1 protein-coding gene is annotated in these 923 nt (G+C 38.4%); it reads right to left on the reverse strand.

Translation table 11 applies throughout. The features are described from left to right. The coding region (locus tag STRDD11_RS13140; protein WP_164828512.1) for an IS4 family transposase at positions 1-909 on the reverse strand (909 nt) is incomplete at its 3' end. Positions 910-923: the final 14 nt, after the last annotated feature.

Here is a 923-nt window from a genome sequence, read left to right on the forward strand (position 1 = left end):
GGTATCGGTGCTGGCAAGAACGAGATAGTCGTTTCTTTTATTACGATTGCGTACAAAAACCAGTTTTACTGGGATTTCCTCCTTGTCATAAGTCGTTGTTACGATAAGGCTCAGTAAATATTTAGCACACCCGCGACGTTTCGGATATTTCTTATACAATTGCTTGACGGATAGACGTTCTCCTTGGTAATTGTAGTAGACTTTTGAAGTTTTCTTGACCATGGCAATGACATGGAGATTGAGTTGACGAATAGAGGTAAACATTTTGGGACTAGAAAACCAAGAATCAAAGAGAACATAATCAGCTTTGACTCCCTTGTTTATCGCTTCTTTAAGAAGGTTTATGGTTACCTCCGTTGCAGGTGTAACTGCTTCTGCTTTACGCTTACCTGATAAGGTTCTTCTATCTACGTTTTCCAGTTGACTTTCCTTGCCCCCGAGTAGACCAAAGGAAACGGGTAAAAAAGTATTCCCATCACTCCAACCCAGATTAAGGAAGCGAAAGCCATTGACATAAATTTTTTTGGCATGATCAAACTGTTTGCTTAGAAGTTCTACTTTTTTAGAACGAGCACGAGGATAGATTGAATCATCGATGATAAAAACAGTTTTTCGGCTATCACTGGTAAGAGGAGAAAGGCTAGAAATCAAGTTCTTTGAAACTTTTAGCAGAAGCTCTCGCCAATTAACCTTAGGATTTGAGAGACGATTATGGAAAGTTTTCTGTGAAAAAGGTTTTTCTTCCATCTCTTTCAAGAATTGATATGGGGAACGATTTGAAAAGATACTAGAAAGCAAGAAATGAAGAATCACCAACAAAGGACCAGAGAGAAAGGCGGTCAAAGAAATTTCTTTGAAAAATGTTGAAATAGAGCTACGAAGTTGAGGATTTTGTGGTAAACTAGACATGGCATAACCTTTCT

The organism is Streptococcus sp. DD11, from assembly GCF_001578865.1.
Classification (GTDB): Bacteria; Bacillota; Bacilli; order Lactobacillales; family Streptococcaceae; genus Streptococcus; species Streptococcus panodentis.